The sequence below is a fragment of the Parendozoicomonas sp. Alg238-R29 genome (assembly GCF_947331445.1).
Taxonomy (GTDB): Bacteria; Pseudomonadota; Gammaproteobacteria; order Pseudomonadales; family Endozoicomonadaceae; genus Sansalvadorimonas.
The window spans coordinates 1-26,544 of the sequence record NZ_CAMZOG010000025.1 but is presented as its reverse complement, the minus strand read 5'-3'; the positions used below and the strand labels follow the sequence as shown (position 1 = coordinate 26,544).

At 46.0% G+C, this 26,544-nt stretch carries 20 protein-coding genes; 8 read left to right on the top strand and 12 right to left on the bottom strand.

Annotation, left to right across the window (positions count from 1 at the left end; genetic code table 11):
• Nucleotides 1-55: 55 nt before the first annotated feature.
• Nucleotides 56-1,093, top strand: coding sequence for a hypothetical protein (locus QMA35_RS08405; RefSeq protein WP_281646700.1), 1,038 nt, complete (start codon nucleotides 56-58; stop codon nucleotides 1,091-1,093).
• Between the two features lie 220 nt (nucleotides 1,094-1,313).
• Here QMA35_RS08405 and QMA35_RS08400 read toward each other — a convergent pair whose 3' ends face one another.
• The 9 genes from QMA35_RS08400 to QMA35_RS08360 form a co-directional block, all read right to left on the bottom strand.
• Nucleotides 1,314-1,610: a DUF2496 domain-containing protein gene (locus tag QMA35_RS08400; protein ID WP_281646699.1), complete on the bottom strand. Its 297-nt coding sequence runs from the start codon at nucleotides 1,608-1,610 to the stop codon at nucleotides 1,314-1,316.
• A gap of 645 nt (nucleotides 1,611-2,255) precedes the next feature.
• On the bottom strand, nucleotides 2,256-2,459 hold the full coding sequence (locus tag QMA35_RS08395; RefSeq protein WP_281646698.1) for a cold-shock protein: 204 nt from the start codon (nucleotides 2,457-2,459) through the stop codon (nucleotides 2,256-2,258).
• 267 nt (nucleotides 2,460-2,726) lie between these two features.
• Entirely contained in the window at nucleotides 2,727-3,914 is a 1,188-nt protein-coding gene (locus tag QMA35_RS08390; RefSeq protein ID WP_281646697.1) for an acetate kinase, read from the bottom strand.
• Nucleotides 3,915-4,139: 225 nt separating this feature from the next.
• The gene (locus QMA35_RS08385) at nucleotides 4,140-5,027 is read right to left on the bottom strand and encodes an ABC transporter permease subunit (protein ID WP_281646696.1); all 888 of its coding nucleotides are present in this window, start codon (nucleotides 5,025-5,027) and stop codon (nucleotides 4,140-4,142) included.
• Nucleotides 5,028-5,297: 270 nt separating this feature from the next.
• Entirely contained in the window at nucleotides 5,298-6,287 is a 990-nt protein-coding gene (gene oppF / locus QMA35_RS08380; protein ID WP_281646695.1) for a murein tripeptide/oligopeptide ABC transporter ATP binding protein OppF, read from the bottom strand.
• Entirely contained in the window at nucleotides 6,287-7,264 is a 978-nt protein-coding gene (locus QMA35_RS08375; RefSeq protein ID WP_281646694.1) for an ABC transporter ATP-binding protein, read from the bottom strand. The genes oppF and QMA35_RS08375 overlap by 1 nt, the downstream gene beginning before the upstream one ends.
• A gap of 28 nt (nucleotides 7,265-7,292) precedes the next feature.
• The gene (gene oppC, locus QMA35_RS08370; protein ID WP_281646693.1) at nucleotides 7,293-8,222 is read right to left on the bottom strand and encodes an oligopeptide ABC transporter permease OppC; all 930 of its coding nucleotides are present in this window, start codon (nucleotides 8,220-8,222) and stop codon (nucleotides 7,293-7,295) included.
• Between the two features lie 12 nt (nucleotides 8,223-8,234).
• Nucleotides 8,235-9,158, bottom strand: coding sequence for an oligopeptide ABC transporter permease OppB (gene oppB, locus QMA35_RS08365; protein ID WP_281646692.1), 924 nt, complete (start codon nucleotides 9,156-9,158; stop codon nucleotides 8,235-8,237).
• A gap of 84 nt (nucleotides 9,159-9,242) precedes the next feature.
• Complete coding sequence (locus QMA35_RS08360) at nucleotides 9,243-10,871, bottom strand: peptide ABC transporter substrate-binding protein (RefSeq protein WP_281646691.1); 1,629 nt, start codon at nucleotides 10,869-10,871, stop codon at nucleotides 9,243-9,245.
• A 426-nt stretch (nucleotides 10,872-11,297) separates the two neighbouring features.
• Here QMA35_RS08360 and QMA35_RS08355 point away from each other — a divergent pair, with 426 nt between their 5' ends.
• Nucleotides 11,298-11,882, top strand: a complete 585-nt coding sequence (locus tag QMA35_RS08355; protein ID WP_281646690.1) for a DNA-3-methyladenine glycosylase I — start codon at nucleotides 11,298-11,300, stop codon at nucleotides 11,880-11,882.
• A 248-nt stretch (nucleotides 11,883-12,130) separates the two neighbouring features.
• Here QMA35_RS08355 and QMA35_RS08350 read toward each other — a convergent pair whose 3' ends face one another.
• Complete coding sequence (locus QMA35_RS08350) at nucleotides 12,131-12,850, bottom strand: hypothetical protein (RefSeq protein ID WP_281646689.1); 720 nt, start codon at nucleotides 12,848-12,850, stop codon at nucleotides 12,131-12,133.
• 210 nt (nucleotides 12,851-13,060) lie between these two features.
• Here QMA35_RS08350 and QMA35_RS08345 point away from each other — a divergent pair, with 210 nt between their 5' ends.
• A complete protein-coding gene (locus tag QMA35_RS08345; RefSeq protein ID WP_281646688.1) occupies nucleotides 13,061-15,883 on the top strand; it encodes an ATP-binding protein in 2,823 nt (940 codons plus the stop codon).
• Here QMA35_RS08345 and QMA35_RS08340 read toward each other — a convergent pair.
• Together QMA35_RS08340 and QMA35_RS08335 are read right to left on the bottom strand one after the other, a co-directional pair.
• The gene (locus QMA35_RS08340) at nucleotides 15,837-18,260 is read right to left on the bottom strand and encodes a response regulator (protein WP_281646687.1); all 2,424 of its coding nucleotides are present in this window, start codon (nucleotides 18,258-18,260) and stop codon (nucleotides 15,837-15,839) included. The genes QMA35_RS08345 and QMA35_RS08340 overlap by 47 nt on opposite strands.
• Entirely contained in the window at nucleotides 18,235-18,945 is a 711-nt protein-coding gene (locus QMA35_RS08335) for a response regulator transcription factor (protein ID WP_281646686.1), read from the bottom strand. Before QMA35_RS08335 ends, QMA35_RS08340 begins: the two co-directional genes overlap by 26 nt.
• Before the next feature lie 359 nt (nucleotides 18,946-19,304).
• Here QMA35_RS08335 and QMA35_RS08330 point away from each other — a divergent pair, with 359 nt between their 5' ends.
• From QMA35_RS08330 to QMA35_RS08310, 5 genes are all read left to right on the top strand, one after another.
• Nucleotides 19,305-19,652 carry a hypothetical protein gene (locus tag QMA35_RS08330; protein WP_281646685.1) on the top strand — a complete coding sequence of 116 codons (348 nt, stop codon included), beginning with the start codon at nucleotides 19,305-19,307 and terminating at the stop codon, nucleotides 19,650-19,652.
• 184 nt (nucleotides 19,653-19,836) lie between these two features.
• Nucleotides 19,837-20,844 (top strand): AraC family transcriptional regulator, encoded by a 1,008-nt coding sequence (locus QMA35_RS08325; protein ID WP_281646684.1) that lies wholly within the window; start codon nucleotides 19,837-19,839, stop codon nucleotides 20,842-20,844.
• 146 nt (nucleotides 20,845-20,990) lie between these two features.
• Nucleotides 20,991-23,150, top strand: coding sequence for a type I secretion system permease/ATPase (locus QMA35_RS08320; RefSeq protein WP_281646683.1), 2,160 nt, complete (start codon nucleotides 20,991-20,993; stop codon nucleotides 23,148-23,150).
• A gap of 26 nt (nucleotides 23,151-23,176) precedes the next feature.
• Nucleotides 23,177-24,517, top strand: a complete 1,341-nt coding sequence (locus QMA35_RS08315; protein ID WP_281646682.1) for an HlyD family type I secretion periplasmic adaptor subunit — start codon at nucleotides 23,177-23,179, stop codon at nucleotides 24,515-24,517.
• 42 nt (nucleotides 24,518-24,559) lie between these two features.
• On the top strand, nucleotides 24,560-26,544 hold a 1,985-nt coding region (locus tag QMA35_RS08310), incomplete at its 3' end, for a DUF5801 repeats-in-toxin domain-containing protein (protein ID WP_281646681.1).

Sequence of the window (26,544 nt, the reverse complement as noted above, 5' to 3'; positions counted from 1 at the left end):
ATTTTTATATTATTTCGCCTTTCCGAAGGCTGGCTGTTAAAAACAAGAGGTAGTGGTGAAAATAACAACAATAATGACAGTAGTGATGGTGGGACTTTTAACTGGATGTGCGACAAATAGCGATCATCTGCCATTAACAAAAAGAATTGTTGGCGAGGAAGCCGTTTCTTCTGGACCTGAAGAGGTCAGCGTACAGTTCCTTGGTGTGGGTGGTTTTTTGATGCGTTACCAGGATGTGTCAGTTCTCACCGGCCCATCATTTTCTAATCCCGGGTTTCTTGGTTTTCCTCCAGCGCCTTATCAGCCGATCTCTCCTGACGAAGCGCGTATAGACAAACTCATGCCTGATGCTTCAGATGCTTCCATGATGCTGATTGGTCATGCTCATTATGATCACCTGCTGGATGTTCCCCATGTGATGAATAACCAGGCGAAAAATGCGCGTGTTTATGGTTCTAAAACCATGAAGCATACAATTGTTTCGGAAGTTTCTGCAGATCGTATCGAGATCGTGAATGGTAAGGCTGCAACTGCTGGTGCTCATCCCGGTGAGTGGCTTTATGATGATGAAAATAAAGTGCGGGTTATGGCTATTGAGTCGGAACACTCACCGCATTTTATGGGAATAAAATTTTTGCAGGGAACTTATAACGAGGATCTTCCGGCTCTGCCTTGGGATGCTCACGCCTGGTTGGAAGGCCAGACCTATGCCTGGCTGGTGGATTTCCTGAATGATGATGGTCGCCCGGTTTATCGAGTGCATTTTCAGGATGCCGCCTGTAATGCCAGCATGGGAATACCTCCTCAGTTGAATGATGGCAAGCGGGTCGATTTGTCCCTCCAGACTGTAGGCGCTTATCAGGAAGTGGATGATTACCCAGAAGCATTAGTTGAAATTATGCAGCCAAGGGTCAGCGTATTGGGGCACTGGGAAGACTTCTTTGGCAATAATCCGGAAGGCCCTCACAAGCCAGTTATGTTTGCGGATATTGATGCTTATATTGAACGCTTGGAGTTGGCTCAACCTGATGATGCTACCTGGATTATGCCCGAGCCCTTAGCGGTTATGAATTTTCCGGTAAAAGATCTATAAGATAAGAAAGAAAACAAAAAGAGTTGGGAGGCCGAAGATACCAAGACCGTTTAGCCCCAAAAAGCCGGTAGTTGAGAATGATGATTGGAAAGACTGCTGGCAGTAGGGCTGGAACTATCAGGGCTGGCCATTGAAAACTTCTTCCGGGAACGGGGGCTCATTTAACCATGAGGCTGGATCGTATTTAATTCTATGGGTCAAGATAGGGAAGCCTGAGAAATCAGGCTTCCTGACGAAAGTTTTTTTTGGAACCCGGTGCGCTGAGGATACTACTCAGCCGGTTTCTCCAGAACAGGCGATCGTTGGATTCCAGCTTGTTCAGAGTATCCTGTATAACCAGCAAGCAGGCTTCCAGAACCGTTTCATTCGGAAAGTTCAGGTTCTCCATCTGACGAATCATATCAACAGCCAGTTTTACGTGCTCAGGAGCATCATCCATTGACATAGCGTTCTTCTCATATCCGTTGTTGGGCTGAGAGGGTATGTCGGCACCGTTCTGATCAGGCTTTAGATCCAATTTAAAGAAACTCCATTCATGGCCGCTAGAGTCTGTTGATTTCAACAGATTGAATGTACGTTTTATGCCCTGTCAAGAGCGACATTGTTGGTGAATCATCGTATATCGACAAAAAACAATAACTGTCATGATCAGGGAATATTTACTTTTCACATTACCACGGACGGTAGTGCTCAGATACTGTACATCACCCTATGAAAAATACTGAATCCGTTCAGAGCTAGCGACTGCTGGTGCTGGTTTTGGGCACTCTGACGTGCCTTGGCCCTCTGGCCATTGATTCGTATAGACATTAAGATGATTGGGTAATGACCCAAACGCGTTGATATTACATTCGGTTGATGAGCTATACAGAGCCTTACAAGGCTTTGTTGATTTGGACTGGGCTTTTTTTGTTGCAAAGCCTTTGGAAAAGGCTTCTCGTTAGGAGTGTGTCGAAATGGCTAGAGAGGCTGAATGTTGGATACTCTGTGGATTATTAAGCAAAACTTATTAAAGAATTAAACCCACAAAAGGCTTGTTGTTTTAAAATAAGTTCAGGAGAAATAGGAGAGGGTTGATGGCATTAAGAAAGAACTCCGGTAGAAGAATAACAACATCTTCCACCAGGTTCCGTTACAGCAGTAAATCAGAGAGGGGCAATTATTAGAGCGGAACTACGTTTGTTGCACATGGGCCTTTCTGGCCTTGGCCAATAGCGTATTCAACCTTCTGACCTTCATTCAGAGTCGCATAACCATCAACCTTAATTTCAGAGTGATGTACGAAAAGATCCTTGCCGCCATCGTCTGGAGTAATAAAACCATAGCCCTTGTCTGCATTGAACCACTTAACGGTACCTGTATTCACTTTCTGCTTTTCCTGATCAAAATGAACTTAGAGTATTCTGCTTTTCTGTAAAAAGAGCAAATCACAAGGTTGAATTTTTTTAAAGAATAAAGCAGTTTTATTTCTGTTTTGTTAAGAAGTCTTTGTTTTAAAAGGATTTTGTTAGTAATCGTTTTTTATAAAAAAGAGTGGAGAAATAGTCGTAACTGGTACAAAAAAGCCACGACTAAGGGCATAGTCGCGGCTTTGGGTGCTGTGTTTAAGAAACTATTGTTTAGATGTAGAAGTTTAGATCAGGGCAGCAGTGTCCTTAGCGATCATCAGCTCTTCGTTGGTAGAAACAACGATAGCAGTTGCTTTGGAAGAGTCTGTGGTGATCACGCCTTCGTTACCGAAGCGGCAATCCAGGTTCTTCTGGTCGTCCAGATCGAAGCCCAGGAAGGACAGAGCCTTCAGAACTTTGCCACGGATAGCGTCAGAGTTTTCGCCGATGCCGCCGGTGAAGGCCAGGGCGTCAACACCACCAGTAGCAACAGCCAAGCCAGCCAGCTGCTTAGCCAGAACGTAGCAGAAGACATCCAGAGCCAGTTGAGCCTGCTGGTTGCCCTCAGCGCAGGCTTCTTCAATTGCGCGGCAGTCGTTGGACAGCTCGGAAATACCCAGCAGACCGGACTTCTTGTTCAGAATGTCGGTGATCTCGTCCAGAGAGTAGCCGTAAGTCTTGCTCAGGAAGGAGAAGACGTTAGGGTCAACGTTACCGCAACGGGTACCCATAACCAGACCTTCCAGAGGAGTTAGACCCATAGTGGTGTCTACGCCTTCACCGTTCAGAACGGCTGCAGCAGAAGCGCCATTACCCAGGTGGGCGATGATCAGCTTGCTGTTCTCAACAGGCAGACCCAGAGCTTCACAGGCAGCCTTGGCTACGAAGCGGTAGCTAGTGCCGTGGAAACCGTACTTGCGCAGGCCGTGATCACGGTAGAATTCGTATGGCAGAGCGTAGGTGTACGCTTCAGCAGGCATGGTCTGGTGGAAAGATGTATCAAATACCACAGACATTGGCAGGCCTGGGAAATGCTTCCCGGCAGCCTTGATACCAATCAGGTTGGCGGGGTTGTGCAGAGGTGCCAGGTGAGAGCAATTTTCAACAGCCTGCAGCACTTCTTCGTTAACCAGGCAGGACTCTTTGAAAGTCTCGCCGCCGTGAACAACACGATGACCAACAGCGGCGATGTCGTCTTTCAGCCCTTTGTCTGCCAGCATGGTCAGCAGAGCGGCAACAGCTGCATCATGTGCGCCCCCATTCAGTTCTTCACGCTCTTTATTGCCTTCAAATTTCCAGCGGATGAAAGCTTCTGGGGAACCCAGACGCTCAGCAATGCCGTTGATGAATTCTTCACCGGATTTAGGGTTGATTACGGCGAACTTCAGGGAAGAGCTGCCGCAGTTAATAACGAGAATGTTTTCTTTGCTCATAGTCCGTATCAACGCTGATAACTGCCCGGGGGCTTGGGTGAATGTTGTACTGACAGGTCTAGTTGTGAATCAGGCGTTTTACCAGATTCTAAATTCAACTCAACAAGGTACGGTAAAAATCATTTGTAAATTATCAACACAAGTTGATCCGGACAATCCGTAGAAACTGCAATCTCGAGAATTTACTAACTACTGACCGTTTGCTTGCAGAAGGAATTTTTGCTTTCAGAAGCCATCATGGCTGTCTCTTCTGCCAACATTTATGGTTGCCCCGCTTTCTGGAATTAAAATATTTGGATAGTGAAGAGCCTTCTGCTTCAAGAACTCCCGTTGATCTTTTCTTATGTGGTACAGGCAAAAAATTATTGAGGGGTGCCATTGGCCAGCATCTGACTCTTTCAGGGCAAAGGTTTCTGTAAAGGCGAGAGATGCATTGGCAAGTAGTTGACTGGCATTGCCTGTGACCAGACCATCTCCGCTGTAGAACAACTGGGAATGCCCTTGAACCAGAATAGAATGATTGGTAACGCTGTGTCGTGTAGGGGCAAAACGGAGTTGAAACGGGTCACTTTGAAGAGGCTCTTTGCTGATTCCCCAGAAAGATATTCTTACCAGTTCCTGAAGCCGTTCCAGGCTGTCACGGTTGCAGATAATGGAAAGAGGTTTGGTTCGCTTACGATCTTTCAAACGAATCAGAAAGGGTCGAGGCCAAAGCCAAAGCCAAAGCCAAAGCCAAAGCCAAAGCCAAAGCCAAAGCCAAAGCCAAAGCCAAAGCAACGATCCGGATGCTTCACCACAACCCAATACTTTTATCTTCATGCCAGTACTCTCTGAAAAAAATGTTCCAGTAAATTCGTCCAGTGATTCCAGAAAAACAAAAATGCATCCAGCGAGAATTCCAGGCAGAGCTTGTGGCTGGCTGATAGTGAAAAAAGTCCTTAAAGGCGATGCTCCCAGATTGCGGGCTGCTTTTTCTAAATCTTCATCGACTCCGCTAAAGGCAGCCACTGTGATCCAGACTGAAAAAACCATGCCGTGAACAGCGTGAACCATAATCACTCCGGTGATAGTTCCATTTAAACCAAGTTCATAAAAAATCCGGCCAACGTTCATGTACACAGCCAGATGGGCCGAGGAGTGCAACAAACTCTCCCTGTTTAATATCACAGGAGATGTCTTTCAATACGGCAGAAGAGTCATAGCCAGCCGTTAAGCCGGAAACTGTCAGAGTTGGTTGCATAATCATCACATAAACTGTTTAAGAACATAATGTGATGTTCGTGTGGCATATTAGTAACAGGCTTGTTGAAGTTTCATGACATCCAAAAACAAACCCCATCAATATTTGATAGGGTTTGTTATCAACTCAGAACAGGTTGAGTGTCAGGGCATCATTACCGGGCAGGCAACCTTATGGTGATCTTCACCTTTCAGGCTAGGCCTTACTTCAGCACAGCTATCCTGAACTTTCGGGCAGCGTGTGCGGAACACACAACCAGAGGGTGGGTTGATAGGTGATGGCAGATCACCCTCAAGCAGTTGGATGGTTTTGGTACGCTCCAGCTCAGGATCTGGCACAGGAACCGCAGAAAGCAGTGCTTGTGTATAAGGATGAGTTGGATTGGCATACAGGGATTCTGATGTTGCCAGTTCTGCCTCATTGCCAAGGTACATCACCAATACACGATCACTGATGTGTTTCACAACAGACAGATCGTGGGCAATGAACACAAGTGCCAGCCCCATTTCATCCTGAAGCTCTTTCAGCAGGTTCACAACCTGAGCCTGAATAGAGACATCCAGTGCGCTTACCGGTTCATCGCAGATAATCAATTTTGGTTTGAGAATCAGTGCCCGGGCAATGCCGACGCGCTGGCATTGGCCACCAGAGAATTCATGAGGGTAACGGTTGATCACGTTAGGCAGAAGGCCAACACGATCCATAATTTGTCGTACCTTTGATTTAACCTCATCCTGACTCAGGTTCGGTTCGTAGTTACGCAGGGGCTCGGCAATAATATCACCGATAGTCATCCGGGGGTTCAAGGAAGCCAGAGGATCTTGGAAAATCATCTGCATATTACGACGCACGTCGTGGAAACTAGCGTCATCCATGCCAGCTAGATTTTTGCCATCCCACATGATGTCGCCGGAGGTGGCTTTTACCAGGCCGATCAGTGCACGTGCCAGTGTGGACTTACCACAGCCAGACTCACCGACAACACCAAGAGTTTCACCGGGCATCAGGTCAAAACTGACGCCATCCACAGCTTTCAGCTTGGGGATTGGCTGCCATGGCCAGTCACGGGCCGCAGGAATAGGGAAGTGCACACAAACATCACGAACCTGCAGGAGAGGTGTTTGATTACTCATTAAGCTTCTCCTGTCAGATTTTCAGGCTGCCATAGGCAGGAACGCTGGCGGCCATTGCCAAAATGAGTCAGTTCCGGCATTTGTTGACGGCAGCTGTCCATAACGTGGGTGCAGCGCTCTTGGAATGGGCAACCGACAGGCAGGTTCAACAGATTGGGTGGGTTGCCCTGAATGGTTGGCAAAATAGCGCCTTCGGTCTTCAGGGTTGGAATCGATTCCAACAGACCGATGGTGTACGGATGAGTTGGTTTGTAGAAAATCTCATCGGTAGTGCCATATTCCATAGTCTGGCCAGCATACATCACCAGAACCTTGTCGCAGATACCAGCCACCACCCCCAGGTCGTGGGTGATCATGATGATGGCAGTATTGAAATCCCGCTTCAGGTCGTTGAGCAGATCCATAATCTGCGCCTGAACAGTTACGTCCAGAGCGGTTGTTGGTTCATCGGCAATCAACAGTTTAGGGCGACATAGCAGAGCCATGGCGATCATGACCCGCTGGCGCATACCGCCGGAAAATTCATGGGGATACATGTCCATACGCTTGCGGGATTCCGGCATTTTCACCGCATCCAGCATACGTACAGATTCTTCAAAGGCTTCAGTCTTGCCCATACCCTTATGCAGCATCAGCACTTCCATCAGCTGGGTGCCGACTTTCATGTAAGGGTTCAGGGAGGTCATAGGATCCTGGAAGATCATGGAGATTTTTTCGGCACGGATTCTGTTCAGCTCGCGTTCTGGCAGGTTCAGAACCTGCTGACCTTCGAACAGGGCTTCACCACCGGTGCGGCCGTTTTTCGCCAGCAGACCCATGATGGAGAAGGCTGTCTGGCTTTTACCAGAACCGGATTCGCCAACAATCCCCAAGGTTTGTCCAGCTTCCAGGGAAAAGTTCAGGTTGTTGACTGCGGTCACGTCACCATCAGGGGTGGAGAAGTGAACCTGCAGATCTTTGACTTCTAATAAACTCATAAATCAGGCTTCCACGTTCCTTTAGGGGTTACCGGTCTTTGGGATCAAGTGCGTCGCGCAAACCATCACCCACGTAGTTGAAACAGAACAGGGTGATAACCAGGAAGGCGACCGGGAACGCCAGCTGCCAGATGGCAACTTCCATAGACTGAGCACCCTCGTTTACCAGGGCGCCCCAGCTGGTCATGGGTTCCTGTACACCCAGCCCCAGGAAACTCAGGAAGGACTCAAACAGAATCATGCTGGGAACCAGCAGGGATGCGTATACCACAACAATACCCAGAACATTGGGGACGATGTGACGCAGGATAATAGAGCGTGGCTGAGTGCCGCAGACCCGTGCTGCTTCAATGAACTCACGGCTCTTTAAACTGATGGTTTGTCCGCGCACGATACGAGCCATATCCAACCAGGATACCGCGCCTATGGCGAGGAATATCAACATGATTGAGCGGCCAAACATAGTGACCAGAAGAATAACCAGAAACATGAATGGGAAAGACTGGAGGATTTCCAGAATACGCATCATGGTGCTATCAATACGCCCACCAACATAGCCTGCAGTGGCGCCGTATAGAGTACCGATAAGCACGGCAACCAGGGCACCCATAATACCCACCATAAAGGAGATGCGGCCACCCATCAGGGTTCGAACGAACAGATCTCGTCCGAGGGAATCCGTGCCAAACCAGTGGCTGCTTGCCATGTCTGGTGCAGCAGCCATATAACCCCAGTCGATAGCATCAAACTCGTGGGGAGAGAGCATCGGACCAATGATCACCAGCACGCCTACGCAGGCAAGGATGATCAGACTGGTAACGGCAGCTTTGTTACGTAAAAAACGAGCTCGGGCATCAGCCCACAGGCTGCGCCCTTCAACATCCAAAGAGTGGTCAAGGTTGTCTGCGAAATTGCTGACGGCGGCTTTCTTATCCGCATCGGGGGTTAAAGTAGTCATCAAATTACTCCCTTACTGATAACGGATCTTAGGATCGATTACCGCATAAAGGATATCGACAATCGCAGTAAACAGAATGGTCAGGGCACCAATGATAATGGTCAGACCCAGTACCAGTGAGTAGTCACGGTTAAGGGCGCCGTTAACAAAGTGCTGTCCAATTCCTGGTAGGCCGAACACAGTTTCAACAACCACGGAACCGGTGATGATGCCGACAAATGCGGGGCCAAGATAGGAAACGACCGGGAGCATGGAAGGGCGCAGAGCGTGGCGGGTGATAATTACCTTCCAGGGCAAACCTTTAGCGCGTGCGGTACGGATGTAGTTACTATTCAGCACTTCGATCATGCTGCTTCGCTGGATACGGGCAATGGAAGCCATATACATAATGGCCATGGCCGTAACCGGTAGAACCATATATTCCCAGCTGCCGCCATTCCAGCCCCCAGCAGGAAGCCAATGCAGGGTAATGGAAAATATCAAAACAAGGAGCGGGGCGATAACAAACGACGGCAGCACCACCCCGGTCATTGCCAGCGCCATTATGATGTAGTCGAGAATCGTATTCTGTTTAAGCGCAGCTATCGTGCCTATGAATATTCCAATCACTACAGTGAACAGAAACGCCACAGAACCTATTTTCAGGGAGACAGGGAAGCTCTGCTCAAGAAGGTCGTTAACCGTATAGTCACGATATTTGAAAGAGGGGCCGAGGTCGCCTTTCGCCAGATTGCCAAGATAGAGGAAGTATTGCTGCCAGACGGGTTTGTCGAGGTTGTACTTGGCTTCGATGTTTTTGAGGATTTCTGGGGGGAGATTTCGCTCGCCTGTGAACGGACTGCCAGGAGCGGCCTGCATAAGAAAGAAGGATATTGTAATGAGTACCAGTAGAGTTGGCACTGCCACGGCAAGGCGTTTGATTATAAATTTCAGCATGAAGTCTTGAGTCCTGTAAGCCGCTACTGAGTGAGTTATACAGTAGCGGCTGTTAGACACATCAGCCCTTATTTAGGAAAGGTATTACTGCTTAATGATGTAAATGTCGCGGGAGAAGACATTGTCTTCAGGGTTGTTTGCAGGATAACCGCCTACGTAAGGTTTAACGAGGCGACTGGAAACATATTGATAGATTGGGGCTGCAGGCATTTCCTGAGCAAAAATCTGCTCAGCTTTTTCGTACACAAGGCCTCGCTTACCTTCATCTAAAGTTGTTTTAGCCTGCTCTAGAAGAGCGTCGTACTCTTCATTGGCCCATTTGGCATCGTTCAGGTCGCTGAAGCTGTTCCAGAGAGAAAGCATTGTGGATGCTTCATTGTAATCGCCCAGCCAGCCTGCGCGGGTTACATCGAAATCACCCTGAAGACGGGTATCCAGATATGTTTTCCACTCTTCATTGCGTAACGTCACTGTTACTCCAAGAGTTTGCTTCCACATTTGTGAGACAGCAATAGCGACTTTCTTATGGGACTCACTGGTGTTGTAAAGAAGTTCGATATTCAGAGGGTTGCTCTTATCAAATCCTGCTTCGACTAGTAAACGCTTGGCTTCTGTCTCGCGCTTTTTCTGAGATATTTTTTCCCAGTCCAGATCTGGTTTAACAAACCCGTTTACAGAGTCAGGAGTAAAGCTGAATGTTGGCTTTTCACCTTGGCCAACAACAAATTTGGCTATCGCTTCACGATTAATCGCGTAGGCCAGAGCTTTACGAACACGAGCATCGTTGAATGGTGCTTTTTGAGTGTTGAAGGTGTAATAGTAAGTACCGATCTGTGGTGTAATTCTTACTTCACTCGGTATGTTTTTCTGCAGGCTTTTGAAGTGATCCAGTGGAATTTCATTGGTCATGTCCACTTCACCCGCTTTGTAACGGTTCAGCTCAGCGGTTTGAGACACGATAGGCAGGTAGTGAACTTCATCAACAACAGTTTTTTCATTGTTCCAGTAGAACGGGTTGCGCTTGGATACGATGCGCTCATTAACAACCCACTTATCCATGGTATATGCACCGTTGGATACAATGTTTTCTGCTCGGGTCCACTGATCGCCGAACTCTTCAATTACCTTTTTAGGCGTTGGGAAAGTTGTGTAGTGAGCAAGAAGTTTAGGGAAGAAGGGCACAGGAGCCTTCAAGGTTACTTCAAAGGTTTTATCGTCCACAGCTTTAACACCGAGCTCTGATGGCTCAAGTTTGCCATCAATAATTGCATCAGCGTTTACGATACCTGGAATCTGCATATACCAGCCATACTTGGAGGCTGTAGCAGGATCTACTGCACGCTGGAAAGCAAAAACGAAATCGTCAGCAGTAACAGGGTCACCGTTGGACCAGTTTGCATTCTTGCGCAGGTCAAAGGTATAGACCAGACCATCGTCGGAAACGCTCCAGCTTTCTGCAGTGCCAGGAATGGTATTGCCATCGCCATCCTGGGTTACAAGTCCTTCAAACAGATCGCGAACGACAAAACCACCCGGGGTACCTTCAACCTTTTGAGGGTCAAGGGACGCAGGTTCAGACCCGATACCGCGACGGAACACTTGCTCTGCTGCTAGCTCAGTGCCTGCGGGGACATCTGCAGCCTGTACTGGAATGGCTGCACTTACGGCGGCTGCTGCCAGCGTGAGGCTGGCTAGTAGTTTTTTCGTTTTCATCCTGTGCCTTATAAGTAAATTTCTGATAATCACACATAGACAGCCAATAACTGCCGAAAAATCAGGTGTGAGATGTCTTTGGCTACAGCTGTAACAGCCCTGCTTTAACGCTACTGCCACTCTGTTTTATTGAGGTGAGCGATCCGTACTCAGCTGCACACAAACAATGCTTGCTTGAAATACAACCTAAGTGAAATACAACCTAAGGTATGGTCAGAAAAAACAAACAATTCTTTGCGTACGTATTAGTCACTATATCTGGAGTGGGGGGTATTCTTCAAGAGTGATATATTGATGGAAATCAAGGAGATAGAAGTTTTTAGGGTATTTTTTTGTAGGCGAACCTTTCGCTTTGTGAATCCACTTTTTGTAGTGGCATTATAAGTAAAACTTACTGTTGATAAGTGTTTTTGGGGTAAAGAAATTGTGAGTGAATGTACAAGTATTACAGACGAAAAAAGATGTTGGTGGTGTCACGGAGATGATCTGTATCGTGATTACCATGACAAAGAGTGGGGAGTCCCTTGCCGGGATGATGACATGCTGTTCGAGTTTCTGATTTTAGAGGGCGCTCAGGCAGGTTTGTCGTGGATTACAGTACTGAGAAAGCGTGAGCACTATAGAAAGGTGTTTGATAATTTTGATTCCCGCAAAGTCGCTGAGTATGGGCCGGAAAAAGTAGAAGAACTGTTGCAGGACGCAGGTATTATTCGTAACAAGCTGAAGGTAAACAGTGCAATTCGTAATGCAAAAGCGTTTCTAAAGGTGCAGGAAAAATACGGGTCTTTCTCAGAGTTTATTTGGTCATTTGTTGATGGCAAAACAGTTCAGAATAATTTTTCTTCTTCATCGGATGTGCCTGCGTCTACAGAAATTTCGGATCGCATGAGCAAAGCTCTGAAGAAAGAAGGGTTTAATTTTGTTGGTAGCACGATTTGTTATGCGTTTATGCAAGCTACAGGCATGGTTGATGATCACACGACAAACTGTCACAAGCACATGAAGTCTTAGCATAAGGCCGCCAATAGCCCCTGGTTTCGAAGGAGCTATTGGTTTTCGCCCGCCTTAATCCTGAAGATCTATCAGGCGACGCTTACCAGGCGGCCAGCCAATGTCTGATCCTGATGCTCGTCAAAACCCCATTTAAAAACTGTATCCGAAGAATATGGGGTGCATAGACACCCCACTATATAGATTATACGACGGCCTATTTCTTTGGCGATGTTGGAGGTGTGCTGAGGAGAACACCGATAGTGCTTCTACTTTACTCGGAAATATTGCGGTTTATAAAGTTTGATAGAGTTATTGAGATAAGTGTTAATTCTTTCCGTTTTGGCAAACACTCCAGGCCCAAACTGGTTTGCTGGAAAACTTTCCTTTAACCACCCTAATTTAAAATAGGTGTGAGCCAATAATTGTGAACAGAAAGCTGTTTTTAATCCGGTATTAATTCCTATTTGCCCAAGGATCCAATCATATAATAGTTGCTGTGGAGGGGCTGGAAAGGGAGTGGCAGTATAATTGTCAATTAGAGAAAAAAGTTCTTCCTCGTTTACCAAATTTGCCTTCATCTTAACGATCGCAAAGCGGTATTTCGTATCGTCTGGAGATTTGTAAAAATAATCAACATTAGAAAAATAATCTTCAAGTTTTAGCATGTGCGCACCGGAGAAACACTGCCCATTCAGCTTTTTTGAGTGGTTTTTCAGAATGGTGATTGAATCGGTTGTCCATATATAAAATTCACCATCTTTTTTTACAATCATTGAGGTATGACTAAAGTCGGTGCCTTGAAATCTTGCTATTAGGCGGCTAGTTCGTGCTGTACCACTACATAATAGAATTGATCCAGTAGTAATATCTTTTTTTATATCATCCCAGTATGGGATAGAGTTCTCTTTGTAACTTTTGGGAAGTGAATAAGTTTTCCATGCAATCCATGCCGCACCATGAAAAATTAAATCCGTAAATGTTCTCATGTTTTTATTGTTTTCTATGAAGATCGTCGTGTATTTTATACAATATTTATCTAATGGCAATTATTAAAAGTAATATATAGATGTAAGTTGGGAATGAACTTGTCAAAGCATATAAAATAATGTTGTTAACTCCTCTATAACCCATTTTAAGTAAGGTGCTTTTAACCTGGTGGTGGATTAACATTGTCTGATGATATGGAATTTTTTCCTATGATTGATGGAATGGGAAACTGGAAACGATCCACAGTAAATAACTGGGTTCTTATCGCTGTCACAGCATTTCTGTCCATACCAATGGTGATAGCTTTAGTGATCGGGCTTTCTCAGGAAAGAGATGCTGATTTCCAGGCTGAACGCGGTGAAATGATCATAACAGGTAGTGACTATCTACCTGTTCGATTAGGTGGAGAGTGGACTTTTTTCTGGCGAGAACTGTTACATCCTGACGAACTGTATGAAATAGAAAATTACTTCAATGTACCTTCTCGCTGGAATCGGGTGGGAAAAGGGCAGCAATCCTACCCTGGCAGAGGTCATGCGACCTTTGCATTAACTGTTTATTTACCTGAAGCCAGAGATGATCTCGGCTTGAAACTGCCAAGTCTCTATCGTTCAGCTTCTATATGGGTTAATGGTCAGCTCCGTGGGAATATGGGAACTCCCGGAGAAAACCTTGAAACTGAAGACCCCAGTGACAAAACAGTTTTCATTCCACTTCCAGAGTCGAAAAGAATCGATATAGTCATTCAGGTTTCGAGCTATCACCATATTGATGGTGGTATGGCCAAATACCCTGTGATTGACTTATGGGAAACACTGCTAAGTCAGGAACGGACGAAGTTTGGTGTCGGGCTGGCGCTTGTTTTATCAAGCTTGACCCTTGGCCTTTTCCTTCTGATGTTGCTGGTCAGCAGCGCTATGGACAGAAGTTTGTTTTTCCTCGCCATGACGTTTTTAGGAGCAGGTGCACGAATTTTCGCTATCGATAAAGTGATTTTGTACTGGTACCCCGATGCTTCAATGATGTGGTTGTTTAAGTTGGAATATATCGGGATGTTTATCACGGTCTCGGCCTATTTAATGTTTCTCCAGCAACTATTCCCAGAGCAGGTAAAGCATGAGCCAATGCTGTGGCATTGGCGCCTTGGGTTAGTGGGTTCACTTATTACACTATGTACCCCTGCACATATTTTTGCCTACATGCGAGACCCCTGGAGCATGATCACGATGATCTGTATTTGCTACCTGCTGGTGTGTATGGGAAAGGTTGTTTACAAGCGTGAGCAGGGGGCCATGCAGATTGGTATGCTTGGAATAGTCTTTGCGTTGATGATTGGTAATGAAGTGGCGTTCTATCAGCGCTGGACCGAGTTTCGGATGACCTATTGGGGTTACATTGTTATCTCTGTTACCAGCGTCTTCTTTATTGGGGCACGAATAAAAGCTCTGTTTGATGCTGCCACAATGCAAAGTGAAGAGTTGCAAAAAGCCGTAAACGATCGAACTCTGGAACTCAATAACAAGTTAAAAGAGCTTGAAGAGGCCAGAACTGTTGCGCAGGAAGCCTCTCTTAAAAAAAGTGAACTCATGGCAATAATGAGCCATGAAATTCGGACACCTCTTAGTGGGGTTATTGGTTCGGTGAAGATGCTGGAACAGGCAAACCTTTCCGTGATGGAAGAAAAACTGCGATACAACGCTCAGATGTCCGGGGAGTCTTTACTGGAGATTGTTAATGAATTGTTGGATTTCTCCAGATGGGAAACAGATGAGCAGGCGATAAAACCACAGCGCTTTGAGTTACGGAGGTGGGTTACTGCTATTGAAATGCTAATGGGGATTGCAGCAAAAGAAAAAGGGATAGCTTTCACCGCCAAATGCCACAATATTCCTGAAGATGATTTTTGGCTTTATGGTGATCAGCAAAAACTTCGTCAGGCTGTGATTAACCTTGTACATAACGCTATTAAATTTACCCAGAAAGGATGGGTTGATGTTGATGTACGTTATGGCGGTGGACAGTTGATGATCAGTGTTGAAGATAGTGGTATAGGAATTTCTGAAAAAAATAGAAAAAACATCTTTGAATCCTTTGTTCAATTGGATTCAGACACTGCCCCGGCATACCGTGGAGCGGGATTAGGGTTGGCCATAACCCGCCGTATTATCATGCGTATGATGGGAGCGATTTCACTGGAAAGTGAAGAAGGTTCAGGCAGCAAGTTTACTATTACTGTTCCCGTCAGTGTTGTTGACGCTCCCCTTATTCAGAAGCGTGAGTTGAAAAAAACTTCACCTTCTTCATTCAGTGTCCTTTTGGTTGAGGATGACCCTGCAAACAAGCTGTATGTGAGCGAGTTGATTAAGCGGTGCGGACATATTTGTGAAACTGCAGAATCCGGAGCTCAGGCATTGGATAAGGTGAAAGATCAGCAGTTTGATATTTACGTTCTTGATATCTCGCTACCTGATACTAATGGTGTAGATCTCCTTGAGAAAATAAAATCCTGCCAATTTAAACAAGAGGAATCGGGTTCAGTATTCATTGCATTAACTGGCAATGTTAATAGTCGTGAACTAGGTCACGGAAAATCAGAGAGGTTTCATCATATTCTTCAAAAACCCGTAAGCATTGAAACATTGCAGGAAGCATTTAAGTTGAAAACAGCAAGCATGGACGAAGAAATATCTCGAAAAAACAGTATGCTGGAAGACACTATCGAATTGATAGGGCGTCAGGGTGTTATGGCTTTACTTAACGCGTCAGAAGAATCTGCTGAGAAATCTTTTGGCATGTTTGAAGCCGCTATTATGCAAAATGACCGCGAAGGTATTTCTGCGGCTGCGCACAGGTTGCGTAGCGCAGCACTGACTATACGCCTTACAGAGGTTTCTGACTGGTCTTCAAAGATTGAAGGCCGTAAAACCTGTGATTCTGATGAATGTTCAAGGTTAAAATATGCTTGGGAACAAGGGCTTTCTCAGCTTAAGCAGGACTTTGAAGAGCGCTTTGCCGTTGAGGCAGAGAGTTAAGCATCTGAAATAAAGCAGGTTGGCTGGCAGGCTTTCTGATGATTCCATCAAAGAGAGCCTCGATCTCTTGAACCTGCTCAGGAATCAAGTTGGCAGTATAGGCATAAAGCGGTAACTGATTGAGATTATCTCGATTCAGAGCCCTGATGGATCGTAATAATTCTATGCCTGTCATTGGATACATCTGAATATCTATCAACACAATATCAATCTCAGGGGAAAGTAATTCCAATGCTTCTTCACCAGAACTGGCGCTGACAATCGTGCATTTATTTGGTGGAAGTAAAAGGTGAATAACCTGGTGATTTAGAGGGTCGTCGTCAACTACCAGGATGTGATAGTGCCTTGAAAGGGTGAGAGTGGTGCTGGAGTTTGGTGTTCCTTCAGGTAGTGTCAAGTTGATAGTAAAGTGATTGCCATAGCCTGGCTCACTACTCAGTTGGATTGAACCACCCATAGCCCTGATAATACTGTTGCAAATCCCAAGCCCTAATCCACTACTTGTATAGGTATCGAGGCCTTCTGTGCCTACATCGTGATAAGTTCTGAAAAGCTGACTCTTTTGCTTGCTGGATAATCCTTGGCTGGTGTCGAGTACCTGAAGTTTTAGTTTCCAGCGCTTACCAACAACAGACTGGCTTTGGGCGGACACAGAAACTTTGCCATGGTCTGTTGTGCGAATGCAGTAGTGGATAACGTGAAGTAAGACTAGCTGCAGGCGGTGATTGTCCCCTTCCAGACAAAGAGGGAAACCCTTTATTTCCAGATTAAGATCAAGCCTTTTGTTATCAGCAAAGGAGTGAAGCAAGCAAACCGTATTTTCCAGTAGGGTATTGGGATTAAAAGGGACTTTGTTGAAAGTCAGGCGGCCTTGCTCGATACGAGTCTGATCCAGCAGTTGTTCAATCAGCATGGTGATCATATCACTGGTGCTCTTCAGAGCACTGATCATCCGGTGTTGTTGAGGCTCAAGTTGGTGTTGGTGGAGAGCCTGAACCGTTGCCTGCATGCCGTTCAATGGCGTTCTGAGTTCGTGGCTCAACATGCTGATAAAGTGTGATTTGGCTTTGTTTTCTCTTGACAGTGTTGTTTGCGCTTTTTCGAGTTCATCAACTTTGTCACTAAGTTCTTTGTTTCTGTCAACGAGGAGAGAGTCGAGTTCACGAGAGCGTTCTGAGGCTAGCTTTAGCCCTTGATGCGTTCGATCACCGACTACAAAAGCAATAGCCATAACCCAAAGGTATACGGTGTATGGCGACAGCATAATGTCCATATCATCGGTGAGTATGGCCCAGGCATCATGAACTATGGAGCTAATAACAATAGTGTCGACAAGGAAAATCGGCAGGCTGCCTCTGTTGTTGTTTATAACTGCTTTGAAAAGGCCTATGTAAGTGTAAGCAGTTATGATCACACCCAATTGAATAAAAATGGTCATGAATGTTTTGCTTTGCAACAGGGTGTCACTGAATGTACATATGGCGAGAAAAATAGATGTGATAAATATGCCGCGTATAACATTCAAGTTGTAACTATTGGGGAACAGCTGTTTTAAAATGACGGGATAAAGCCCCGTATATAACCAAGCGCTACACCACTCAAGGATGCGAGGGAACGTAAAATAATTAAACGACTCTAGTAGTATGTTTCCCTCGATTTTATGAGCTACCAAACTGCGAACGACAATAACAAGAGAGAGACTTCCAAAACTTAACAGCAGAAAGTTCCGGCGATGAAGTAAAAACAGCAATAAAAAATAAAGACCAAAGAATAAGTACCCACCGGCTCCAAACGTCATAACCAGATATTGCAATTGATACTGCTTGGAAAGCTCTGCTTCTGTGCCCAGGTAAATTGGCCGCTTACTGCCTCCGGTGTAGTGCAGGTAATTGGAAAGCTGCCAGACCAGTTCAACTTGTTTTGTGTCGGGTAAGGAAAGAATTCTTTCTGTCCAAACCAGGTGTGTATCTCTTTCGCTTCGCCCGGGCTCTCCGACTGAGTCTGTTAGTTTCCCATTCACCCACAAGCGCCAGCTTGAGTTCTGGATAGGAATCTTGAGAGCTAGTGGAGGGCTATTCTCTGGCAAGTGAATAGTCAGCTTATAAGTGACGAACCCTTCAGTTGGTAAGCCAACGTCTTTCCAGGTTGAAGGGACCGGAAGATAGTGCCTTGGAAATTGCTCTCCAGGTTCTAATAACCTATTTGTCGCAGCTTGCCAACGACCATCGAGTGGGACAGTCGGGCTTTCGTCAGGGTTCCAGTTACGTAGATCCGCTACCCCTTCACTGACCGGTGCAGATGCGAGCACATGCAAAGATAACGGAAAAAGTACAAACAGGCTGAAAAGCAGGTTAACTATCAGACGCCGTGAAGACATAACCAACGCCATATTGTGTTTTTATCAACTGGTTGTCACCGGATATCTTGGTGAGTTTATTGCGCAGCTTACTCACCAGAACATCAATACCTCTGTCATCGGGGTGCCAATCAGTCCGTCCTAATGTTTTTCCGAGTTTTTCCCGGCTCAGAGGAGTGTTGGCATGCTGAATCATAAAATCCAGTATGCGGGTTTCGTTGCGAGTCAGATTAACATTTTCACCTCGTGTGTTTTTTATGAGCAATTCATCACGGCTAAAGTGCCAACTACCAAATCTGGGTTGGTGATTTGAAATAATTGATTGAGGTGTAGACCTCACCCGGTATGCGAGGTTTTTTGCACATGCCAGAATTTCTCTGAGAGGAAGAGGTTTAACGTAGTAAGCATCTGCGCCGTTCTCCAGTGCAATAATGCGCTCAACAGGGTCATCACAAGATGTTGTAAAAATAACGCCGCTGTTGCCCAGTGAGCGCAGCTTTTTGCAGAGTGTTTGCCCATCTATTCCCGGAAGGCGCAGGTCGAGGAAGATTATATCGACAGGCTCTTTTCTTATATGGTCAAGGATCTCTGAACCGTCCGACAACTCAGAAACCTCCCATCCATGGGTGCGCATATATTCTGCCAGTAGTGTTCTGGCTACGGGTTCATCTTCAACGATTAGAGCTTTGAGAATGACGGTGTCCATGGTGATAGATCCCCTGTGCGCAGGAATTATATCGAGCTCTTGTTTTTATTTTCTTCTTAATTGTAACGAAATTGTTGTCCATTTTAACTGACTATTACCAATATTTAACGATTTTATTTCGTTCACCTCACAAAGTTATCAGGTTTTCTGACCATTTGGATATAAAGTTTAAAAGGTGACGAAACAAGTAAAATATATTGAAGGAAGCGTTACATCTTTTTCTTGAAGGATAAGAGGATTGTTTGAACGTTTCAGGGAGTTGTATGCATGCTGTATTTCTCTGTTTTCACGGCTTTGGTTATTCATGCTGTTTTGATTTTAGCTATAGCCAGAGATTTTGAAGTTTCAGGTGAAAACCCATGAGCCGCGCTATTGAAATAATGCGTAATGGTGAGGTTGTGTCCAAGCACTATGTTGCTAGAAATAAAAAATGGATATCTCGTATTTTACCGAATGAAAAAACTCCTATTGACACTGATGGTATCGTGAATATCCCCTGTATGGTCATACATAGCTTTTTCAGGAAATCATCAGTCAATGTTATTTATCTTGGAAAAGGAGATAGGGTTTTAAAAACAGAGGTAAAGTTAAAACCGTGGCGGTTATCTATGAACTTACGCGCGCGAGCAGTTTTGGAACTGTATTGTGATAATAATTCAAATCGCCCAATTATTAAGGAAGGCGATGTCATATCATGGGTTGGTTAACAATAAATTAACATTCTCTCATCGTTATTAACGGTTTGTTTTCTTTGTGGTCACAATAGCGGAAGATCTATCGCGCTCAATTGTAATAAGCTTTATGGCAAGGCAGGAAGCCTGCTGAAGAACTCTGGACGTTAATGAAGTAGAGATTACTGAAACGACTGTCAGACAAACGAAGAAAAGAGATATGGATATCCTGATAAGTTCTGACCCTGCACGCAGGAAGTGCTCCTGTCAGAACTGGCGAATCCAGCTGTCAGGGCAAATGGTGAATATGGGGCTTACCTGCCCGGTTCATGAGAATGGCTGCTGGCAGCAATTTCATTGCTATCTTATGGACACTCTCCTGTTAGCCAATGTTGAATATTCTGGTGTATTAACTGGAGTCAACAGCGCGGGCGTTTATTTTAAAGCGAAAGATTTCTTCGTTGTTTATATCCCTGTCCAAGGAAGCATTTCTCTTCAGAATGAGAAGAAAGATTACATTATAAAGCCGGGAGATATCGGAGTGTTTCACACAGAGGCGTCATCTAATGCCATGATGGACAATGCTTTTTCAGGCGTTGTTATGGCAATTCCTGCAACGTTACTTCTTCAGGAGAATGTAGCTCAGGAAAGTCTTTCTTCAATGGTTATTAGTGCAGATTCAGGCGCGGCCCAACTGGTTGCTCAGATGGCCTGCAGTTTGCCAGCGGTTCTTCGATGTGAAGGTAGTATGTCTCGCAGGAGAGAGTTGTCCCAGCATCTTCTTGGGCTCCTCAGAATGTCACTGCAAACTGAATATGAATTAAGCAGTGATACAACACCCCGGCAAAAGGTTCACCTTGGAAGAATTTTTCAGGAGTTGAATGAGTGTCTGGGTGACCCCGATCTTGATTTGGAATCTTTAGCTAATAAGGTTCACTTGTCCGCGTCTTATGTCAGCCGTTTACTGGGCATTCATGGTTCCAGTTTTCGGGAAGAGCTGCGTTCCCGTCGATTGCAGAGAGTTGCTCAAGCCTTGAGCGATCCTTTCCAGAAAAATACCAGCGTAACACTTTTGGCAATGGAAAATGGTTTTTGCAACAGCAGTGCTTTCTCTCGGACATTTTTTAAGCAATATGGCCTATCGCCCAGGGATTATAGGAAACAACACGCAATAGCAGAAAACGTCTCTCGCAATCTTCACCATGAGCCTTTCTCCCCTCAAGCCTGACTGGTATTCCTTTTCCTGTTTTTTGTGACTCCCCTGCACATTAATTGTATGTCCTGTGCAAAGTGAAAAATCTGACAATGTGTACAATTTTTCTATCGTGGCAGGGATGGCTGCGAATGAAATGAAAATGTTCAGAGGACAAGTTTTTGAACACATCAGCCAAGGATACTGAAAAAGTAACAGGCGGAGCGCTCACCGGGTGTTTAATGGTGCTTTGCGGAATGTACGAGCGCAGTGAAAATGCTACGACTCTGTTGTCCGGGTTACCTTTAAGAGATGGAGAGCTTACTCCCTCTCTGTTCAGTCGTGCAGCGATTCGTGCGGGGTTAAAAGCCGATATTTGTGCAGTGAAAAGTTCAGATATACCTAATCATAACTGCCCGATTGTTCTTTTGTTTGAAAACAGTGCCGCTCTTCTTCTTCACCTTGATATCGACCATAACGAAGCACTGATTTGGGAGAATGGACATCAGCGAATGGAGCCAGTTGATCGGGTGATGTCTCGTTATACCGGCTATGCCATTCCTGTCTGTCTGGCGGAAGACACTGATTTGTACACAAGCCTTGAGAAGGAGTCAGAAAGCAAAGCGGAGCGAAGTCGTTACCAATGGTTTGCCGATGTTGTGAAATCTCATTGGAGAATTTATCGGGATGTTCTGGTTGCCAGTTTTTTGATTAACGTTTTTGCTCTGGCATCCCCGCTGTTTGTTATGAATGTTTATGACCGGGTGGTGCCCAATAATGCTACGGAAACCCTGTGGATGCTGGCGTTGGGGGTTTTGTTCGCTTTTGCCTTTGATTTTGTCTTAAAAGTGCAGCGTTCCTGGTTTATTGACCATGCCGGTAAAAGTATTGATCAGGCGCTTTCCTCGAAACTGTTTGAAAAAACACTTGGGTTAAGAATGGAATCCCGCCCGGCTTCAACGGGTAGTTTTGTAAATAATCTGAATGAGTTCGACAGTCTGCGCTCCTTTATAACCTCTGCCTGTATTACCACACTGGTAGATTTACCCTTCGTTGCGCTCTTTTTGGGTTTGATTATCTGGGTAGGAGGCGCACTGGCTTTTGTTCCACTAGTTAGTATTGTGATTTGCCTGATTGTTGCCTGGGCGCTCAATAAACCGTTACAGGAACGCATCCTTAAACAGCAGCAGATATCTTCATCTCGTCAGGCTCTAGTGACAGAAACCCTGCAAGGGTTGGAAGGAATTAAAACCAGTCGGGCAGAGTCGGCAATGCAGTTTCGCTGGGAGCGTATGGTGTCCTTTCTTGCCGGGAATGGTCTTCATATTCGCCGATTGCAGAATATGACCAGTCACAGCGCTATGTTCGTTCTGCAATTGAATACGGTTTTGCTGGTCATTGGCGGGGTGTATCTCATTGGTGCTGGAGACCTCTCAATGGGAGGGTTGATTGCCATCATAATGATTGCAGGTCGTTGTGCTGCTCCGGTTACCCAACTTATTGGTTTGCTGAATCAATATGAGAGGGCAAGGCAGGCTCTGGATCAAGGCGATCATATAGTTTCACTGCCTCAAGAGCGCGAATCCCACCGTCGCTATCTGCGCTTAAAAAAGCTTCGGGGCGCTTGGTTGAGCCAGGGGCTTACGTTTGCTTATTCCGAGCAGCCACCACTACTGTCTGGTCTTGATTTTAAAATTTCTTCCGGCGAAAAGATTGCGGTTCTTGGCCGCATGGGTTCCGGAAAAACTTCTCTGATCAAACTGATGATGGGCTTATATCAACCAACAGAAGGCAGCCTTTCGCTTGATGGTATTGATCTCCGCCAACTGGATCCTGCTTCTCTGCGCGAGCATGTCGGTTATGTACCTCAGAATGTCAGTCTTATCAGTGGTTCAATCGGTGAAAATATAGTGATGGGGCGCACCGGTGTTTCTGATGAAGAAATATTGCGGGTGGCGCGTCTCGCTGGCTTGGGCGAACTTATCAGCAATAGCGCCAGTGGTTTGGACTTTCAAGTCGGAGAGAATGGCCGCAACCTTTCCGGTGGGCAGGTTCAGGCTGTGGGGTTAGCAAGGGCTCTGATTGGTGATCCCCAGATACTGGTGATGGACGAACCCTGTAGCTCTATGGATAACCACACAACCGCACGAATCTGCGAAACCCTTCGTCATATCTGTGAAAAAAAAACCTTGATTGTGGTGACACATCAGCTCTCCATGTTGGCGTTGGTGGACAGAATCATGGTTCTGGAAAAAGGAAAAATTATTGCTGACGGCCCAGCGGAAATGCTGGCCAGTGTTTATGGCGAAGATAAAGCTCGGAAAAAAACTATTAAGGCTTAATTAAGGCGATTCACGGAAGAGTCAGAATGAAGAATATATTTACCGATGATCAGGCATTCCGTAATCCGGATGAGGAAATGTCATTCTCTGCGGATATGAAACAGGCCGCTGATCTTACTCTCCCAACGGGAGGGCGAGCCATTATCTGGGTGGCCCTGCTGGCGGTTGTGATATTTATTAGTTGGGCTACGTGGGTAGAGATGGATGAAATTACCCGCGGCGACGGCAAGGTAATTCCTTCCAGTCAGATACAGGATGTTCAAAACCTTGAAGGCGGAATTGTTTCTGAGCTGCTTGTGAAAGAAGGGGACATTGTTGAGAAGGGTCAGGTGCTTCTGGTTCTTGATGACACGCAATTTATGTCCAGCCTTGGTGGTCAGGAAGTCAATCGCCAGAGCCTGGATATAAAACGTATCCGTTTACAGGCAGAAATTGATGGAGATGAACCCTTTATACCTGATGTTGTGTGGCGTGAAGCACCAGATATGGCACAGCAAGAACTGAATCTTTATTACAGTCGCCTGGAGGAGTTGCAGGGCAGGAAAGACGTATTCCTGGAACAGATTCAGCAACAGAAAAGTCAGCAGGAAGAAGTTCGTGCCCAGAGAAAGCAATTGCAAAGGCGAATGACGTTGTTAAAGGAAGAGCTGGAGATTGCCAGTGGGCTGGCAAAGATTGGCGCTGTTTCCCGCATTGAGGTTATTCGTTTAGAGCGTCAGGTCAGCGATACAGAAGGTGAACTGGATGTTAATCGCAAGATGATTCAACGCTTGGGTTCTCAACAGCAGGAAACTCTGCAGCGTATCAATGAAGTTCAACTGACGTTCATTAGCGGAGCAAGAGCGGAATTAAACGAAACTGTTGCTCGACTAAAAGAACTGGAAGCAACAGGAGCTGCATTAAGCGACAGAGTTGACCGGGCACAGGTGCGATCTCCGGTGAAAGGTGTGGTAAAGCAGATTATTGCCAATACCGAAGGTGGAGTCGTACAGCCTGGAATGAAAATGATGGAGATTGTTCCGCTGGGCGACAAGCTACTGATTGAAACAAGAATTCGCCCACAGGATATCGGATTTCTTCACCCTGGGCAGAAGGCTGTTGTGAGATTTACCGCTTATGACTTCACCGTGTATGGAGGTTTAGATGGAAACCTTGTTCATCTCGGTGCTGACACGATTACAGATGAAAAGGGTGAAAGCTTTTACATCGCCCATATAGAAACAAACACGAACAGCATTGATGACAGCATGCCGGTTATCACTGGCATGGTAGCTAACGTGGATATTCTCACAGGTAAAAAAAGCCTGATGTCGTATTTAATGAAGCCAGTTCTTAGAGCTAAACAACTGGCTTTCAGCGAGAGATAAAGAATTACAACAAACTAATCAGGGTATTTGGGGAGAACAGCAATGGAAGCAGTTATCGCAAAACAGTTGGGAACAGTTCAGCAAACATCCGGCAAACTTATAGCGAAGAAATCTGACAGCAGTGAAAAGGTTTTGCTGGCCGGTGATCCAATCCATCAAGGTGATGTACTAGTAGCCGAAGGTGGCTCTGTATTGCTGAATCTTTCTAACGGGCGAATTGCTGAAATTGTTGCCGGGCAGACACTGGATTTGGGTAGTCAACTGACTCTGGCAGGGCTTGGCTTTAATGGAGAAAAGAGTGCGCTGGCACATGCCGGACTTCTTGAAGAAATAGACACACTGCCTGCACCAACCGCAGGTGTGGAGACAGTGGAAGATATTGAAGAACTTCCACCGACAGAGTCTGGTGTTATTCCGGGGCCGGCACCAGCTGCTGGAAATGCTCAGAACACGGGTATAGCACCGGGTGCGAGCACAGCATTTGGCTCTGATGAAGTTATTGTTCAGTTCGGCTTCGATACGAATGCACTGTCATTTTTGCAAACTCCAACAGCAGATAACATCATTCTCCCCTTTTCTCAGGTTGATAGCTCCCCCGAATCAGAGCTTGAAGCTGGTGTAATCAATCTTGAGGATCAGGTTCGCTCGGAAGGCAGTAGTGGACAGACTTCATCAATTAATTTCACTATTACCAGCCCTGACGGTGTATCCAGTGTTGTATTCAGTGCTTTGAGTCTTACTCAGCTGAATGGGGCGGGGTATACATCTGGTGGTGAAGATATAGTTTTTACTTTAAGTGCTGATGGACAGAGCCTCACCGGCTCTACAGCTGCGGCAACAATCATTACCTTCTCCCTTAACTCTTCTGCAGATCTAACTTCAGGAATAATCTCAGCCACGATTTTCGGACAATTCGATCATGGAAATGGCAGTGATGCTCTGGTGTTATCGGAATTAGCTCTCCAGGTTACTGATGGGGACTTGCTCAATACTCCTGATGTAGTAACCGCCCCATTTAGCGTACAGGTTGCTGATGCTTTGCCATCTTTAGGGGAAGCTGACCAGATTTCGTTGAGCGAAAATGCCAATCCATCCAATGGTTCCCCTACGAACCAATTTGTACCCAGTATTGCCTCAGGAAGTTTGGGGGTTAACTGGGGAGCTGACAATACAAACGAAGACGGTTCTTTAAATGATCGTAGTGTTGTATTTGATCCAGCGCTCGATGGCCAGATTGCGCCTTTGACATCTGATGGCAAGGGTGTTGTGTACTCTCTTGAACAGGGAGGCACAGTGTTGGTAGCACGAACACTTGATGGTAATAACCAGCAAACTGTTTTCACTATAAACCTGAGTGATCTCAATAACGGTGACTATACCGTTGAGATGTTAAGAGCAATTGATCACTCGGATCCTTCAGACCCTAATGCTGATACAGATGTTGAAACACTGGCATTTGGGTTTACTGCAACTGATGCTGATGGAGACACCGCTAATGGTAGTTTCTCAATAAGTATAGAAGACGATACTCCATTAATTGGTGAAAACAGCGTCGTGCGTCTGGATGATGAGAATTTGTCCGGCGGGATTGCCGGGGGCACGGATGATGATGCCACCGCACCGCGGAATGTGACCGGCACCCTGAACCACAACTACGGCGCCGATGGTGCGGGTAGTGTGTCCTGGATTCAGCCAGCTAACGACAACAACTTCAGCTACAGCGTCACCGGCAATATTCTGAACGTGAGCCAGAACGGTGTATTGGTGGTGACCGCGACCATCACCAATGCGACAACCGGCGCCTATGCAGTGGAACAACACGCCGCGATTGATCACGGTGCCGTTCAAAACGAAAACGACCTGCAACTGAACCTGACCTATATCGCCACCGACGGCGATGGGGATCAGAGTGCTGAGGGCACACTGACCGTCAACCTGGATGACGATATGCCCACGGTGAGTCAAAACGACACCGTGCGTCTGGATGATGAGAATTTGTCCGGCGGGATTGCCGGGGGCACGGATGA

Coding starts and splice junctions, on each gene's coding strand:
- QMA35_RS08385 (WP_281646696.1), bottom strand. CDS start 5,027: ATGAACGTTGGCCGGATTTTTTATGAACTTGGTTTAAATGGAACTATC.
- oppF (WP_281646695.1), bottom strand. CDS start 6,287: ATGAGTAATCAAACACCTCTCCTGCAGGTTCGTGATGTTTGTGTGCAC.
- QMA35_RS08350 (WP_281646689.1), bottom strand. CDS start 12,850: ATGAGAACATTTACGGATTTAATTTTTCATGGTGCGGCATGGATTGCA.
- QMA35_RS08390 (WP_281646697.1), bottom strand. CDS start 3,914: ATGAGCAAAGAAAACATTCTCGTTATTAACTGCGGCAGCTCTTCCCTG.
- oppC (WP_281646693.1), bottom strand. CDS start 8,222: ATGACTACTTTAACCCCCGATGCGGATAAGAAAGCCGCCGTCAGCAAT.
- QMA35_RS08330 (WP_281646685.1), top strand. CDS start 19,305: ATGAGCCGCGCTATTGAAATAATGCGTAATGGTGAGGTTGTGTCCAAG.
- QMA35_RS08325 (WP_281646684.1), top strand. CDS start 19,837: ATGGATATCCTGATAAGTTCTGACCCTGCACGCAGGAAGTGCTCCTGT.
- QMA35_RS08375 (WP_281646694.1), bottom strand. CDS start 7,264: ATGAGTTTATTAGAAGTCAAAGATCTGCAGGTTCACTTCTCCACCCCT.
- QMA35_RS08340 (WP_281646687.1), bottom strand. CDS start 18,260: ATGTCTTCACGGCGTCTGATAGTTAACCTGCTTTTCAGCCTGTTTGTA.
- QMA35_RS08335 (WP_281646686.1), bottom strand. CDS start 18,945: ATGGACACCGTCATTCTCAAAGCTCTAATCGTTGAAGATGAACCCGTA.
- QMA35_RS08315 (WP_281646682.1), top strand. CDS start 23,177: ATGAAGAATATATTTACCGATGATCAGGCATTCCGTAATCCGGATGAG.
- oppB (WP_281646692.1), bottom strand. CDS start 9,158: ATGCTGAAATTTATAATCAAACGCCTTGCCGTGGCAGTGCCAACTCTA.
- QMA35_RS08360 (WP_281646691.1), bottom strand. CDS start 10,871: ATGAAAACGAAAAAACTACTAGCCAGCCTCACGCTGGCAGCAGCCGCC.
- QMA35_RS08345 (WP_281646688.1), top strand. CDS start 13,061: ATGATTGATGGAATGGGAAACTGGAAACGATCCACAGTAAATAACTGG.